Genomic DNA, 14,981 nt, shown 5'->3' with positions numbered 1-14,981 from the left:
AATATCAGGACGGGAGACGCCGATGACCCAACACCACCATGTTGTGCGTAGCTTTACGCGCACGGTCATCGCCTTGGCGGCGCTGGCCGTGCCGCTGGCGTCGCACGCGGCCGACAAGCCGAAGGAAGTCGTCTCCCTGTGTTTCGAGGCGCAGGACGTGCTGCCGTGGCGTACCGAGAAGGGCGGCGGCCTCAATTTCGAGCTGCTCAAGATGGTCGAGCAGCGGCTCGACATCCAGTTCAATTACCTGAGCATTCCGTGGAAGCGCTGCCTGGCGCAGCTCAAGTCCAACGCGGTCGACGGCGCCTTCGCCGTCAGCTTCAAACCGGACCGGCGCGAGCTGGGGGAGTACCCCGGCGGCGAGCAAATCGACATCACAAAGCGCATGCACGTCGACCGCTATGTGGTGCTGCGCAAAAAAGGCAGCAAGGTCGAATGGGACGGCAAGAGCTTCCGCAACCTCGATGGCCCGATCGGCTTCCAGCTTGGGTATTCGGTGGGCGATGTGCTGCGCGCGCAGAACCTGGAAGTGGACGAGGGCAGCCAGCGCGCCGTCGAACTGGCCCGCAAGCTGATCGCCGGGCGCGTGGCGGCGGCCGCCGTCGGCGGTAGCGACGCCGGTGGCCTGATGCGCGGCCCGCTCAAGTCGGAACTGGAGCAGTTGCCGATTCCGATCATCGAAAAACCTTATTTCCTGATCCTGTCGCACGCGATGGTGGCCTCGCGCCCGGAATTGTCCGAGCGGATCTGGCGCGCCGTCGAACAGTCGCGCAACAGCGCGGCGTACAAAAGGCTGGAACGGGCCGAAAGTGCCAGCCATTGACACCAGGCGGCCTGCCGCCGCCAGCGATGCCGCCGCCGACGCGGTGCTGCTGCGCGGGCGCGGCCCGCTCGCGCGGCTGCGTGGCGCTTGGCGCCGCAATATCTTCCTGCGGCTGGGGTTTGGCATCTTCTTCGCACTGGCCGTCTCCACCGCCATCTATACCACCTATGTGATGCAAACGCTGCGCACCGAGGCGGAGCAGAACCTGCGCGAGAGGGCGGAGCGGCTCACGGCGGTATTGTCGCGGGCGCTGGCGCGGCCGCTGTTCGACATCAACAGCGCGGCCGTCTCCAGCGTTGTCGACGCCTCCGGCGCCACGCCGGAAGTGCTGGTGCTGCGCGTGCTGGCGCCAAGCGGCGCCGAGATGGCCAGCTACGTCTCGCCGCTGCGTGAGCCGGCGGCCGCGATCCACGTGCGCCGCGCCATCAGCTTCAGCGACGCGCGCCGCACCTATGAATTGGGCAGCATCGAGCTGTCGTTCTCGCGCCAGAAGATCGACGAGGACCTGCGCCGCCGCATTGTCGATACGGTGGCGGCCAACCTGCTGCTGGCGCTGGGCATCGGACTGTCGATTTTCGTCGTCGCGCGCCGCGCGGCGCGGCCGTTCTCCGATATCCAGGCCGGCCTGGAAAAGCTGACGCACGGCGAGACCGACATCAAACTGTCCGGCATCGGCCGCGAGGACCAGGTGGGGCGCATGTCCGAAGCGGTGCTGCGCTTCCGCGATACGCTCACGCGACTGCGCGACGCCGAGCGAGAGCTCCGTGATCTGAACGCCGACCTGGAACAGCGCATCAGCGAGCGCACCCGCGAGCTGACCGAATCGATGCTGATCGCCGAAGATAGCGAAGCCAAGCTGCAAACCATCGTCGACACGGCGCTCGACGCGGTGGTGCGCATGAATCCCGAAGGCTGCATCGTCGGCTGGAATACCCAGGCCGAGCGGATCTTCGGCTGGCGCCGCGACGAGGCGCTGGGTCGTGAACTGGACCAGACCATTATTCCGCCGCGCTTCCGCTACGACCATCACCGCGGCATGCGTCGGCATGCCCTGGGAGGTAGTGGCGGAGCGCTCGATAGCCGCATCGAGGTGTTCGCGCTGCGCCGCAACGGCGAGGAATTCCCGATCGAGCTGTCGATCACCAAGGTCGCCACCGACGCGCAGGGCGGCTATGAATTTTGCGCCTTCATTCGCGACATCAGCGTGCGCCGCGAGCGCGAGCAAAAGCTGGTCACCGCCAACGCCATGGCGGAAGCGGCCAGCATCGCCAAATCCGAATTCCTGGCCAATATGAGCCACGAGATCCGCACGCCGATGAGCGCCGTGCTGGGCATGGCGTATCTGGCGCTGCGCACGGAGATGACGCCCAAGCAGCACGATTACATCAACAAGATCCACATGGCCGCGCTGTCGCTGCTGGGGATCATCAACGATATCCTCGACTTTTCCAAGATCGAAGCGGGCCGTCTGGAGTTGGAGGCGATTCCGTTTTTGCTGGACGATGTGCTGGCCCATGTCTCCAGCGTGACGGCGCAGCGCGCCGCCGACAAGCAACTGGGCTACGTCATCGACGTTGCCCCTGACGTGCCGCGCTATCTGGTGGGCGATCCGCTGCGACTGGGCCAGGTGCTGATTAACCTGGTCAACAACGCGGTCAAGTTCACGCCGGCCGGGTCGCTGGAACTGCGCTGTGCGCTGGTAAGCGGCCATGCCGCGGCCGACAGCGAGGCCAGGCTGGCTTTTTCGGTGCGCGACACCGGCATCGGCATGACGCCGCAGCAGAAGGGCAAGTTGTTCCGCGCCTTTATCCAGGCCGACGGCTCGACCACGCGCCAGTACGGCGGCACCGGGTTGGGATTGTCGATTTCGCAGCAGCTGGTGCGGCTGATGGGCGGGACTATCGAGGTCGAGACGCAGGTCGGTCACGGCTCCACCTTCCGCTTCGATGTGGAACTGGCGGTGTCCGACGCGGCGGCGCTGGCGGTGCGTGCGGCCGTCTACGATGGACCGGTCGGGGAGCTCAAGCTCGACGCCTCGCCGCGCCGCACCGCGCGCGTGCTGCTGGCCGAGGACAGCGCCGACAACCAGGATGTCACCAGGGGGCTGCTGGCATTGCAAGGCCTGGACGTTGAAGTCGTCGGCAACGGCCAACTGGCAGTGGAGCGGCTGCTGGCGGCCGGGCCGCACGCCTACGACCTGGTGTTGATGGACCTGGGCATGCCGCTGCTGGACGGCTACCAGGCCACCCAGCAGCTGCGCAAGGACGTTCGCTTCAACGAGCTGCCGGTGATCGCCGTGACCTCGCACGCGCTGGCCGACGTGCGCGCCCGCTGCCTGGCCAACGGGATGCAGGACTATGTGACCAAGCCTATCGATCCCCAGCGGCTTTACCGGGTGCTTTCGCGCTGGCTGGGCATGTCGATGAAGGTGGTGCCGCCGCTGCCGCCGCGCGCACAAGTCCGGATCTTCAGCGAGGAGGAGGCGCGCCTGGCGATCGCCGGGCTGCGCGTGCTGCTGGCGGAGTTCAGCGGCGAGAGCCTGGATTACTTCGAGAGCGTGCGGGCGAGTCTGGCGACGATATTGTCGCCGCAGACCATGGGGCGCCTCAAGCACCACATGGAACAGTACGAGTTTGAAGCTGCGGACAAGTTGCTGGCCGCCGCCGCTGATGAAGAGAAAGAATAAGGAAGCGCCATGAACATGAAATCCATTAATTCCGACGACCGCGCAACGGTGTTGATCGTCGACGATACGCCCGACAACCTGACGTTGATCGCCGGGTTGTTGAAGGACCGCTACAACACCAAGGTGGCGACCAGCGGCGCGACGGCGTTGCAGATCGTCGCCTCGGCGAAGGTGGATCTGATTCTGCTCGATATCATGATGCCCGACATGGACGGTTTCGAGACCTGCCGCCGCCTCAAGGCCGACCCGGCCAGCAGCGCCATTCCGGTGTTGTTCTTGACCGCGAAAGGTCAGGCGGAGGACGAGGTGATGGGGCATAAGGCGGGCGGCGTGGATTTCCTGCGCAAGCCGGTCAGCCCGCAGCTGCTGTTCGCACGGGTCGCAGCACATTTGCGATAACGCAAGCAAAATTTACGTAAATGATATATATTGTTTATATTGTTGATTAAATTGGAGTAAGTATGAACAAGCCCGTAAACGGTCTGGCCAACGGAAAAGCGCCAACGACCAAAGCCGCCGCCGTCAAGCCAGCAGCAAAGATCGCCGTCGCACCGGCCGCAAAGCCAGCTGCAAAGCCAGCCGAAAAAACCGCTAAACCAGCCGCCAAGCCAGCTGCCGCAGCAAAACCGGCAGCAGTGAAACCAGCCGCCGCTAAACCGGCCGCGAAGACTGTCGCCAAACCGGCGGCCAAACCGGCAGCCAAGGCAGCCGCCAAGCCGGCGACGAAAGCCGCCGCCAAGCCGGCGCCGAAGGCAGTCCCAAAGGCCGCCGCAAAGCCGGCTGCTAAAGCCGCCGCGCCAAAAGCCGCACCGAAAGCCGTCGCGCCAAAATCGCCTGCCGACACTTCCAAGACTGCGGCCGTCAAGCCAGCCGCACCGGATGCCGCCAAGCAAAAACTGCCAAAGGAAAAGCTGGTGCGCGACAGCTTCACGATGCCTGAACAGGAATACGCTGTGCTAAGCCAGGTCAAGAAAGCGTGCCTGAAGGCCGGTTTCGAGATCAAAAAGAGCGAATTGTTGCGTATCGGCGTAGCGCTGATCAGCCAGATCGACATGGCGACGTTGCAAAAAGTGTTGGGCAGCCTGCCGCAGCTGAAGACCGGCCGTCCGAAGAAAAGCTGATTTAAATACAACACTTGTGCGCATGTCACGGAACGGACATTAAGTTGTCATTTCCTTGAAGTATTCGACCGGTACGCTTGCTTCGTCTTCCACAGAAAGGATGAAGCATGCAAACCTCGATCATACAAGCGGACGTCCGAGCGACTTCCGGCAAGCTGGTGCTGAGTATGGCAAGCACGCCCGAAGAACTGCGTGAAGTGCAGCGCCTCCGCTACAAGGTCTTCATCGAAACGATGGGACTGAGTTCGCTGGTGCGCGAGGATGGTCTCGACAGCGACGAATTCGACGAGCATTGCGATCATCTGGTCGTGCGCGACGCGAACACGCTCAAGGTGGTGGGCACCTACCGCCTGCTGAGTGCATCGCGCGCCCGTAAAATCGGCCGTGTCTATTCCGAAGGCGAATTCGATCTGGGCCGCTTGAACAACCTGCGTGGCCGCATGGTCGAAGCGGGGCGCGCCTGCATCCATCCCGACTATCGTGGCGGCAGCGTCATCATGCTGCTGTGGTCCGGCCTGGCCGACTACATGCGCCGTGAGAATTGCGACTATCTGGCCGGCTGCGCCAGTATCAGCCTGGCCGATGGCGGTCACAATGCCGTCGCCGTGTTCCAGTCGCTGATCGGCCAGCACATGGCGCCTTCCGAATACCGCGTCACGCCGCATTTGCCATTCCCTTTCTCGAAGCTGGAAGCTGCGCAAAAACCGCAGGTGCCGCCGCTGCTCAAGGGTTATCTGCGTTCTGGCGCCTGGATTTGCGGCGAACCGGCGTGGGATCCCGATTTCGAAAGCGCCGATTTGTTCCTGCTGCTGCCATTGGCCAATCTGGATGGACGTTATGCGCGCCACTACGGCGTGGCAAACGAGCCGTTGGCCGCTTAAGGCAAGTCTCTGCGGCGCTCGCCCGCCCCGTGTAAAATGGTTTATTTGCGGGGCGGTAGCGATGAAACTGGATAGTGAAGTAGAACGGGCGGGCTTCCAGTTGCGCCCAGCGGTGCGTCATCGCGGCACGGCGCCGCAGGACGCCTCCAGCACCACCGACCGCGTGGCCGAGGAGCTGCCAGTGGCGCTGGTAATCAATGGCATATCGCACGCCGTCATGATGGTCACCCCGCGCGAGCTCCAGCCTTTCGCCATGGGCTTCGCGCTCACCGAGGGCCTGGTGGCGCAAGCCTCCCACGTCTACGATATCGAACTGCACGAACATGCGCGCAGCTTCGAAGTTGAAATCACGATCGCGCAGGAAAACTTCGTACAGCTCAAGCAGCAGCGCCGGTCGATGGCGGGCCGCAGCGGTTGCGGCGTGTGCGGCATCGAGAGCCTGGAGCTGCTGGACCTGAAGCCGGGTCGCATTACCGCACCCGCGCTGCACGACGAGGTGTCGCTACCGCCGGCGATCGCGCGTGCGGCGGCGGAATTGGGCGCGCATCAGCAGTTGATGAAGGCGACCGGCGGCGTGCACGCGGCGGCGTGGTGCGATGCCGACGGCGCGGTGCTCAAAGTATGCGAGGACGTGGGGCGCCACAACGCGCTCGATAAGTTGATCGGCCATCTGGCGCTGGACGGTGTGGATATGCGCTGCGGTTTTGTTTTCATGTCCAGCCGTGCGAGCTATGAGCTGGTGCGCAAGGCCGCGCGTATGAATATTCCGATGCTGGCGACCATCTCCGCCCCAAGCACGCTGGCGATCGATATCGCCAGCGAGGCCGGCGTCAAGCTGGTGAGCTTTTGCCGGCAGGACGGGTGCGTGGAGTACACCTGAGCGCTTATTCCGCCGGCGACTGCTCCGCTGACAACGACAACAGCACGGGGATCGACTTCGACGTCGGCGTGCCGGCGCCGTCGGCGGTGCTGTGCAGCGGCACCAGACCGTTCGTCTCCGGGAAGTAAGCGCCCAGGCAGCCGCGCGGGATGTCGTATTCCACCAGCGCGAAACGTTCGGCGCGGCGTTCGACGTCGTCGTCCCACACGCTGACAATGTCGACATACTGACCGTTCTTCATACCCAGCATCGCCAGATCTTCCTTGTGGATGAACACCACGCGGCGCAAGCCGAACACGCCGCGATAGCGGTCGTCCATGCCGTAAATCGTCGTGTTGTACTGGTCGTGCGAGCGCGCCGTCATCAGCACCATCAACCGTTCGCCGTGCAGTGCGCGGGCGCGGTGGATCGGCGTATCGGTATCGACCGCGTGCACCACGAACTGCGCCTTGCCGCTGGCGGTGCGCCATTCGCGCTCGCGCGAGGCCACCTTCAGATGGAAGCCGCCCGGCTTTGCTACCCGCGCATTGAAGTCGTAAAAATCGTCGAAGACCTTGGCGACGGCGTCGCGGATGCTGGCGTAGTCGCTGCCGTAGGCGTTCCAGTCGATTTTGTCGCTGCCCAGGGTCGCGTGGGCCATGCGCGCGACGATGGCCGTCTCCGACAACAGGTTTTTCGATGCCGGCTGGTTCATGCCATACGACAGATGGACCATGCTCATTGAATCCTCCACCGTCACGCCTTGCGGCACGCCGTTTTGCATGTCGATCTCGGTGCGGCCCAGCGTCGGCAGGATCAGCGCCTCTTTGCCGAGGATCAGATGGCTGCGATTCAGTTTGGTGGCCACGTGCACCGTCAGGTCGCAGGCGCGCAGCGCGTCGAAAGTCAGCGGAGTGTCCGGCGTCGCCATGGCGAAATTGCCGCCCATGCCGAAGAAGACTTTCACTTTCCCGTCCAGCATGGCCTGGATGCTTTCGACCACATCGTAGCCATGCTCGCGCGGCGGCTCGAAATCGAATACTTTTTGCATGCGGTCGAGGAAGGCCTTGGTCGGCTTTTCCTCGATCCCCATGGTGCGGTCGCCCTGCACGTTGGAGTGGCCGCGCACCGGGCACAGGCCGGCGCCTTTGCGGCCGATATTCCCGCGCATCATCATCAGGTTGGACAGCATCTGGATCGTCGCCACGGCGCCCTTGTGCTGGGTCAGGCCCATGCCCCAGGTGCAGATGACGTTTTTGCCGTTGATGTAAATCTCGCTCAGCTCCTCGATCTGCGCGCGCGGCACGCCCGATTCGGTCACCAGCTCGGCCCAGCTTTGGGCGCGCAGGTCCTGCGCGAACGCCTCGAAGCCGCTGGTGTGTTCGGCGATGAAGGCGCGGTCCAGCAGGCCGGCCTGGCCGGCTGCCATGGCCTCGTCGTCGCGTTCGACCAGACGCTTGGCCAACGCCTTGATCAGCGCGAAGTCGCCACCCAGCGTCGGCTGGATGAACAGGGTGCTGATGGTGGTGCTCGAATTGGTCAGCATCTCCAGCGCGTGGGCCGGGCTGGTGAAGCGTTCCAGGCCGCGCTCGCGCAGCGGATTGATGGAGACGATGCGCGCGCCGCGCTTGGCGCAGTCGCGCAATTCGCCCAGCATGCGCGGGTGGTTGGTGGCCGGATTCTGGCCGAAGATCAGCAAGGTGTCGGCATGCTCGAAGTCCTCCAGCGTCACCGTGCCCTTGCCGATGCCGACGGTGCCCGGGAGGCCGCGGCTGGTCGGCTCGTGGCACATGTTGGAGCAGTCCGGGAAGTTGTTGGTGCCGTACATGCGCACGAACAGCTGGAACAGGAAGGCGGCCTCGTTGCCGGTGCGGCCGGACGTGTAGAACGCGGCCTGGTTCGGGTCGGGCAGCGCCTTCAAATGGCGGGCGATGAGCGCGAAAGCGTCGTCCCAGGCGATCGGCAGGTATTTGTCGCTGGCGCGGTCGTAGACCATCGGGTCGGTCAGGCGGCCGTGCTGTTCAAGTTCGTAGTCGGACTGGCGCAGCAGCTCGGCGACGGTGTGCGCGGCGAAGAACTCGGGCTTGACGCGCTTGCTGGTCGCTTCGGCGGCAACGGCCTTGACGCCGTTCTCGCAAAACTCGAAGGTCGAGGCGTTTTCGCGGTCCGGCCAGGCGCAGCCCGGGCAGTCGAACCCGTCGGGCTGGTTTTGCTTGAGCAAGGTCTTGAAGTTGCCGCCGCTGACCTTTTCGCGCACCAGGTTGATCGCCACCTGTTTCAACGCGCCCCAGCCGCCTGCGGCGTGGTGGTACGGTTCGACGTGGCCATCGGGTTTATCTTTTTGCATGTTGCTTTCCGGTAATATATTGTATTTCCGAGAGTATAGTGCAGAATCAAAATGTCGGCAGAAAACAGATCAAGGATGGCGGTACATGGATGATGAAGTGATGGCGGCGCTGATCGGCGTGCTGGAGGCGTTGTGGCGCATCGAACTGGAGCACCCCGACAAACCATGCTCGCTGGCAAAGCTCAGCAAACAGGCACAACGGCCGATGAGCGTGTTGCGGCGCCAGCTGGTGATGCTGGTGGAGGCGGACTGGGTCGAGCTGCGGCTGGACGAGGGCGGCATCACCGGCACCGTGGGCTTGAGTGTCGCTGGTCGGCAACTTTCGAAGGAACTGTTCACCTGAAAAAATCGCTTGCGTCCGCCTCGGGATGGCAGTAGACTGCTTGTACCGTTTGGTACAACCATTGAAAGCCCGCCATGAGCCGTCCGCCGCTGCCTCCGTTCACCCGCGACACCGCGATCCAGAAAGTCCGTATGGCCGAGGATGGCTGGAATACCCGCAATCCGGAAAAAGTATCGCTGGCCTACACCGAAGATTGCCGATGGCGCAACCGCGCCGAATTCGTCAGCGGTCGCGCCGAAATCGTCGGCCTGCTGACCCGCAAATGGACGCGCGAGCTCGACTATCGCCTGATCAAGGAGTTGTGGGCCTTCGAAGGCAACCGCATCGCGGTGCGCTTCGCCTATGAATACCACGACGATTCCGGCCAGTGGTACCGCGCCTATGGCAACGAGAACTGGGAATTCGCCGCGGACGGGCTGATGCAACTGCGCCTGGCCAGTATCAACGAAGCGCCGATCGCGGCGGCAGACCGCAAATTCCACTGGGATGCCAGCGCGCCGCGCCCGGCCGGCCACGCCAGCCTGAGCGAGTTGGGGTTCTAACCGTGGCTAGGGTGATGGGCGAGCGCGGCGACGTGGTGCCGCTGTTGGCCGAAGTGTTCCGCACCTATGGCTTCGAGGGCGCCAGCCTGGCGCGCATCACCGAAGGCACCGGCCTGGGCAAGGGCAGCATCTACAACTTCTTCCCCGGCGGCAAAGATGAGATGGCCGAGGCGGTGCTCACTAATATAGATGGCTGGTTCCGCGACCAGGTGTTCCAGCCGCTGCGCGCGCACGCCGACGCGCGCCAGGGCGTGGCCGACATGTTCACGGCGGTCGGCCGCTATTTCCTGTCCGGACGCAAGGTTTGCCTGGTGGGCGTGTTCGCGCTCGGCCATGAACGCGACCGCTTTGCCGTGAGGGTGCAGGCCTATTTCGCCGAATGGGTCGATGCGCTGGCGGCGGCGCTGCAACGCGGCGGACGTGCGCCGGAAGCCGCGCGCGAATTGGCCGAGGACGCGGTCGGCGGCATCCAGGGCGCGCTGGTGCTGGCGCGCGCTGCCGATGAGCCGGAGCTGTTCATGCGCGCGCTGGAACGGATGCGGCTGCGGCTAGGATAGCGCCAGCGTTCAGATCAAGCCCAGGTCCTGGCCTTTTGTGCCGAAGATGCGCTCCACCTGGCCCGCGTCCAGCCCGTACATGCGGGCGAACAGTCCGCCTAACATGGCGCGGTATTCGTTGAGCACCGGGTAATCGCGGTTCTGGAACAGCGTGTTCTGTTCCAGGCGTATCTGCTCGCCGCGCACCCGGCCGCCGGCGACGCCGCCGCCCAGCACCCAGTAGACGCTGCCGTGTCCATGGTCGGTGCCACGGTTTCCGTTCTCGCGGAAGGTCCGGCCGAATTCGCTGACCACCACCACCACCGTGTCGTTCCAGTCCGGCCCCATTTCCTTTGCGTAGGCGGCCAGGCCGCGCCCCAGCTCCTCGAAGCGGCCCGCCAGATAGCCGGTCGCGCCGCCCTGGCCGACGTGGGTATCCCAGCCGCCGACATCGACAAAGCCGATATTGTATTTTTCCTTCATCAATTTGGCGATGCGGCGCGCCTCCAGCTCGAAACCCTTGGTGGTGATGGCGTTGCGGTTGGCCGCGTCCATCTCGCCGATCATCTCCTTCATCACGTCCTCGCGCACCACGAAGCCGTCGCGCACCTGCCGCGCCAGCGGGGTGTCGCCGTACATCGAGGCGATCATCTTCGCCTGGCGCGCGTCGATACCCGGTTTGCCGATCGAGCGCAGCGCCATATTTGGTACCTGCGCGCCGCCCTGCATGATCAGCGGCAGCTGGTCGGTGAAGGAGATGGCGCCGCCGCCGACGCTGGAACGATCGGCGTTCAGCGTCGCCGCCAGCCGGTTCAGGAAGCCGGAGCGGTAGTCGCGCGTGCCGTCCAGCGCCTGGCCCAGTTCTATGCTGTCCTGCGTTTCAAAATGGCTGCGCGAGATATCCTCGGTGCCGGCGAACGGCACGAACGCCACCTGGCCGATGGTGAACAGCGGGTAGATACTCTCGCGCAGGGCCGGATGCAGGCCCCAATCGGTGTTGATCGGCAGCGCCGCATTGAGGTCGTCGCCGGGTTTGGGCACCGCGATGTTGGGCCGCGCCTTGTAATAGAACTGGCTGGAGATCGGCACCAGCAGGTTGGTGGCGTCGTAACCGCCGCGCATGAAGACGACCAGCAACCGCGTTTTGCTGGCCGGCGCCGCCCACAGCTTGCCGGCCATCGTGGCAAAGGGCAGTGCGGCCATCGATTGAAGCAGGGTGCGGCGTTTCATCGTGCGTCTCCTCGGTGCTTGTCCTGGGTGCTTATTCTCTGCCGCCCCGGCGTCAGCGGTGCATCAACTCGGGCGACGACAACAGGAAGGTGTTCCATTCCTGCGGCGACGTCGCCTGTTCGAGCACCTGGCGCGTGGGCTGGCCCAGTGTTTTTTGCAGCGTTTGATAGTACAGCGCGTTGGCCAGTTGCGGGAAGGCGGGGCGCTCGGTCGGCTGCGGGCCGTCGGTCTTGAACAGGCCCGCGTTGCCGGAGCCGATGGCCTTGGCGATTTCAAAGCGCGTCGTCATCTGGCCCGGACTGGCCCAGCCGGATTCGGTGAGCGGATAGCCGTCCGGCGTCTGGCGCCCGTACAGCGGTTCGGCCATGCGGTTGAGCCACGACAGCATCGGGCCCGTGTTGAGGATCACCTTGTCGTCGTAGGTCAGGCGCACGGCGGAGACCACGTAATGGACCGGGTCCTTGAATTTTCGCCCCAGCGATTGTGCGAATTCGTCGGCGCTGAACATCGTGCGCAGCACCGCCGCGATGTCGCCGTCGCTGGCGCGGAAGGTGGCGGCCATGCGCTCGACCAGCGCCGCCGGCGGCTCGTCGGCGACGAAGTACACCGCCAGCTTGCGGCTGATGAAGCGCGCCGTGGCCGGATGGCGGCTCAGGCGGTCGATCGCCTCGTCGACCTCCGCCAGGCCCCGGCCCCTGACGGTCTGGCCGAGGAACGCCTTGTCGCCGTAGTCGTGGCGGCCGGGATTGAACTCGAACAGGCCTTGCCGCACATACTGCGCCTGCAGCTCCTTCTTCACTTTCGGTTCGGTCGTGCCCAGGTTGACGCCGACGCCGGTGAGGATGCGCGCCAGTTCCTGCACGTCGCGCTGGCTGTAGCCGCCGTCCACGCCCAGCGTGTGCAGCTCCATCAGCTCGCGCGCGTAATTCTCGTTGATGCGGTTGGCGGCGTTCTGTTCGTTGTCCAGATAGCGGATCATGGCCGGATGGCGCACGGTGGCGGCCAGCAGATCGCGGAACTTGCCCAGCGCGTGCGGGCGCACCGCCTTGTCCTCATAGTCGCCGACCAGCACGCGCAGGTTGCTCTTGCCCTGGTGGACGTTGAAGTGGTTCATCCAGAACCACGTCATCTGCTCCTGCAACTGGTTGGGCGAGTACAGGTCGCGCAGCAGCGAGCGCGCCGCCGCTTCCTTGGCGACGCGGTTCAACTCCTGTTGGTAAGCCTGCTGCGCCGCCTTTTTGTCGTCGTCGACGGTGATCTTCTCGATGTCCTTGCGTTGCTGGTCCAGTTCCTGGATCAATTGCGGCAGCGGCTTTTGCGTGATCGTCATGGCGTCGATCTGCGCCTGCGCGGCCGGTGGCAGCACCGCCGGTGCGGGATGCAGCTGCCGATCGAGCCAGCTGTCGTAGCCGAGTTTTTCGGCCTGCTGCCAGGTGCTCTGGTTGACGCCCCAGCTGACGCGGTTCAAGGCGCCGGCCAGTTGATCGGGCTTGACCGCCGAGGTGTCGGCGGGTGAGAAAGGCGTGGCGCAGCCGCCAAGCACCAGCAGGGCGGCGCAGGCGGCCAGGGAGCCGAATCGCAAGGACAATGTGGGCATGGTGATCGTCATAAGCCTGTAGAGTACGCCAATCCCGGCGAACTGCTATATTTGCCATGTATCGTGTGCTACAACATGTTACCGTGGCGCGCGGCCCTCCCCAAACAATTCCTGAACAAGGCGATAGAAAATCCCATGGCCCGACATTCGCTTCGCCTTTTGTCGCTGTGCGCCGCGCTGGCGGCCAGCCACTGCGCTTTCGCCGCCGTCACGCTGCAGGTCACCGCCTCGGTGCACACCGACTCCGCCAAAGGGGTGCCGAACCCGCCGGCCGATACGCGCCAGGTGATGGACGTGACGCTGTCCGACGACTACACCGCCGTGCGGATGCCCAAGGTCGAATTGATCTACGACTTCAAGTCGCGCCGCTACTATGTGCTCGACACGGTCAACAAGGCGTATGTCGACTATTCGCTGTTCAGCATTGCCGGCTTCCGCACCATGGAGCTGAAGAACCGCGAAAACATCAACGCCATGCTGGCCAAGGCGAAGATCGATACGCCCCTCAGCCGCCAGGTGGACCGCGAGCAGGAGCTCTCGGTGGCGGACGACGACGCGGTCAAGATCGATGAAAACGCCGGCGACGGCACGCTGGAGTTTTCCAGCGAGGGCCGCAAGCTGGCGTCGTGGAGCAAGGCCGGCACCAAGGTCGGCGCGGCTGACGCGGCACGCTTCGCGCAGTTCCTGCGCTATACGCAGACCGGGCATCCGCAACTGCTGGCGCGGCTGGCAAGGGATGGCGTGATTCCCGGGCAGTTGACGTTCACCGTCAACACCGCCGTGGGCGTGCGCACCGTCAGCATCGATGTCGCCGAAGTGAAAAAAGCGCAGCCGCCGGCCTATGACCTGAAAGGCTACGCGCCCCGCGCGGCGCAGGCGGGCGAGCTTGATATCATGCTCGACCGGATGGCGTCGCTGCCGCCGGAGCGGCTGGCCGCGCTGCGCGCCGCCCATCCCTGCGACACGGCGGCCGAGTACCGCGAGGATCAGCTGCTCGACACGATGCTGGGCCGCACCGAGTGCGTGCTGGCCACCGGCGAGCCGATGCTGCCGTTCACGCCCGCGCAACTGGAGAAGATGCGCGAGGACCCGGCGGTGGCGCTGATGATGGCCGCCGTCAGCCCGAAGAACAAGGAGGAGTTCGAGGGCGCGGTCAAGACGCTGGCGGAGCTGCGCAAACAGGCGCCGCGCAAGGCCTACGTCCTCAAACTTCTGGAAGCGAACAACCGCCTGCGGCTTGGCCAGCGCAAGGAGAGCCTGCAGCTGTTCGGCGAGGTGTTGGAGGCCAATCCGGTGTTGGGCGGCGCGTACAAGGATCTGGGTGATTTGCTGCTGATGACCGGCGATAGCCCGCGCGCATGGCGCAGCTGGGACATAGGACGCGGCATCGCGCCGAAGGTGCCGAACTTCACGGTCGTGAACGACTTCGAGGCGCAACTGTTAAAGCGGCATCCTGAGTTCTTCTGATTGGTTTTTGTGTTCGGTGGAGCAGGGGGCTCGAGGGAGAATTAATGCTGCGTTCAGCGGGGTTTGGGCTGACGCGTTGGTGCATTAAGGGGGCGCCGGTACCGCATGCCGGCGCTTGGCATGGCAAGATCAGCTAAGCTGCTCAATGCATTGAAGCGGTCGACAGATCTTTCAATTCCCGTATGCTGATCTCTGATTTTTCATGCATACGCAGCAAAATCGTGGCTCCAACTGCCAGCTTGCGGTGTCGGATTTTGCTGATGATGGGAGGCTGCACTTCTAAAACTCGGCACAATTCCGCGTCGTTTTTCAAGTTCATTTTTTCGATCAAGGTATCAAGCAACTTGTTCGGGACGAAGCTGGATGGTTCCAGCGCCCGAGCACGATTCATGGCCTCGATCAGTTCCAGCTTTTTTTGCCGTACGTTCATGATTTGCTCCTCCTTTGCTCAAACGTGTCAAAAAGACGTTTCCCAGCAAGGCTAGCGTCCACTTATTTGTGATTTGAAAGTGGCTCGCGGCTCAACATTCTTGATAACCATGCAAGTTA

Annotated in this window: 14 protein-coding genes; 10 read left to right on the top strand and 4 right to left on the bottom strand. The window is 64.0% G+C overall.

Annotation, left to right across the window (positions count from 1 at the left end; translation table 11 throughout):
- The first annotated feature begins 22 nt into the window (after positions 1–22).
- From ACZ0BA_RS13220 to fdhD, 6 genes are all read left to right on the top strand, one after another.
- Positions 23–823, top strand: coding sequence for a transporter substrate-binding domain-containing protein (locus ACZ0BA_RS13220; RefSeq protein ID WP_463451726.1), 801 nt, complete (start codon positions 23–25; stop codon positions 821–823).
- The gene (locus ACZ0BA_RS13215) at positions 810–3,509 is read left to right on the top strand and encodes an ATP-binding protein (RefSeq protein ID WP_463451725.1); all 2,700 of its coding nucleotides are present in this window, start codon (positions 810–812) and stop codon (positions 3,507–3,509) included. Before ACZ0BA_RS13220 ends, ACZ0BA_RS13215 begins: the two co-directional genes overlap by 14 nt.
- A 9-nt stretch (positions 3,510–3,518) precedes the next feature.
- Entirely contained in the window at positions 3,519–3,908 is a 390-nt protein-coding gene (locus ACZ0BA_RS13210; RefSeq protein WP_463451724.1) for a response regulator, read from the top strand.
- A 62-nt stretch (positions 3,909–3,970) separates the two neighbouring features.
- Positions 3,971–4,630, top strand: a complete 660-nt coding sequence (locus ACZ0BA_RS13205; protein ID WP_463451723.1) for a hypothetical protein — start codon at positions 3,971–3,973, stop codon at positions 4,628–4,630.
- Positions 4,631–4,737: 107 nt separating this feature from the next.
- On the top strand, positions 4,738–5,511 hold the full coding sequence (locus tag ACZ0BA_RS13200; protein ID WP_463451722.1) for a GNAT family N-acetyltransferase: 774 nt from the start codon (positions 4,738–4,740) through the stop codon (positions 5,509–5,511).
- A 61-nt stretch (positions 5,512–5,572) separates the two neighbouring features.
- Positions 5,573–6,391 carry a formate dehydrogenase accessory sulfurtransferase FdhD gene (fdhD, locus tag ACZ0BA_RS13195; RefSeq protein WP_463451721.1) on the top strand — a complete coding sequence of 273 codons (819 nt, stop codon included), beginning with the start codon at positions 5,573–5,575 and terminating at the stop codon, positions 6,389–6,391.
- 4 nt (positions 6,392–6,395) lie between these two features.
- On the opposite strand, the gene ACZ0BA_RS13190 is transcribed toward fdhD, so the two are convergent.
- A complete protein-coding gene (locus tag ACZ0BA_RS13190; protein WP_463451720.1) occupies positions 6,396–8,717 on the bottom strand; it encodes an FdhF/YdeP family oxidoreductase in 2,322 nt (773 codons plus the stop codon).
- Positions 8,718–8,802: 85 nt separating this feature from the next.
- Between ACZ0BA_RS13190 and ACZ0BA_RS13185 the strand changes: the two genes are divergently transcribed.
- The 3 genes from ACZ0BA_RS13185 to ACZ0BA_RS13175 all read left to right on the top strand — a co-directional run bounded on the left by ACZ0BA_RS13185 (position 8,803) and on the right by ACZ0BA_RS13175 (position 10,159).
- Positions 8,803–9,060, top strand: a complete 258-nt coding sequence (locus tag ACZ0BA_RS13185; RefSeq protein WP_463451719.1) for an ArsR family transcriptional regulator — start codon at positions 8,803–8,805, stop codon at positions 9,058–9,060.
- Positions 9,061–9,134: 74 nt separating this feature from the next.
- Complete coding sequence (locus tag ACZ0BA_RS13180; protein ID WP_463451718.1) at positions 9,135–9,602, top strand: nuclear transport factor 2 family protein; 468 nt, start codon at positions 9,135–9,137, stop codon at positions 9,600–9,602.
- Between the two features lie 14 nt (positions 9,603–9,616).
- Complete coding sequence (locus ACZ0BA_RS13175; protein WP_463454747.1) at positions 9,617–10,159, top strand: TetR/AcrR family transcriptional regulator; 543 nt, start codon at positions 9,617–9,619, stop codon at positions 10,157–10,159.
- Positions 10,160–10,168: 9 nt separating this feature from the next.
- Here ACZ0BA_RS13175 and ACZ0BA_RS13170 read toward each other — a convergent pair whose 3' ends face one another.
- Entirely contained in the window at positions 10,169–11,368 is a 1,200-nt protein-coding gene (locus tag ACZ0BA_RS13170; protein ID WP_463451717.1) for a DUF1501 domain-containing protein, read from the bottom strand.
- A 52-nt stretch (positions 11,369–11,420) separates the two neighbouring features.
- Positions 11,421–12,965, bottom strand: a complete 1,545-nt coding sequence (locus ACZ0BA_RS13165) for a DUF1800 domain-containing protein (protein WP_463451716.1) — start codon at positions 12,963–12,965, stop codon at positions 11,421–11,423.
- 135 nt (positions 12,966–13,100) lie between these two features.
- Between ACZ0BA_RS13165 and ACZ0BA_RS13160 the strand changes: the two genes are divergently transcribed.
- Positions 13,101–14,432 carry a tetratricopeptide repeat protein gene (locus tag ACZ0BA_RS13160; RefSeq protein ID WP_463451715.1) on the top strand — a complete coding sequence of 444 codons (1,332 nt, stop codon included), beginning with the start codon at positions 13,101–13,103 and terminating at the stop codon, positions 14,430–14,432.
- A 142-nt stretch (positions 14,433–14,574) separates the two neighbouring features.
- Here the strand turns inward: ACZ0BA_RS13160 and ACZ0BA_RS13155 are convergent, their stop codons facing one another.
- Positions 14,575–14,862 (bottom strand): hypothetical protein, encoded by a 288-nt coding sequence (locus ACZ0BA_RS13155; RefSeq protein WP_090320664.1) that lies wholly within the window; start codon positions 14,860–14,862, stop codon positions 14,575–14,577.
- Positions 14,863–14,981 lie beyond the last annotated feature (119 nt).

The organism is Duganella sp. AC917, from assembly GCF_979258245.1.
Note: the sequence above shows the minus strand (reverse complement) of the source record. Positions and strands in the feature narration are given on the sequence as shown.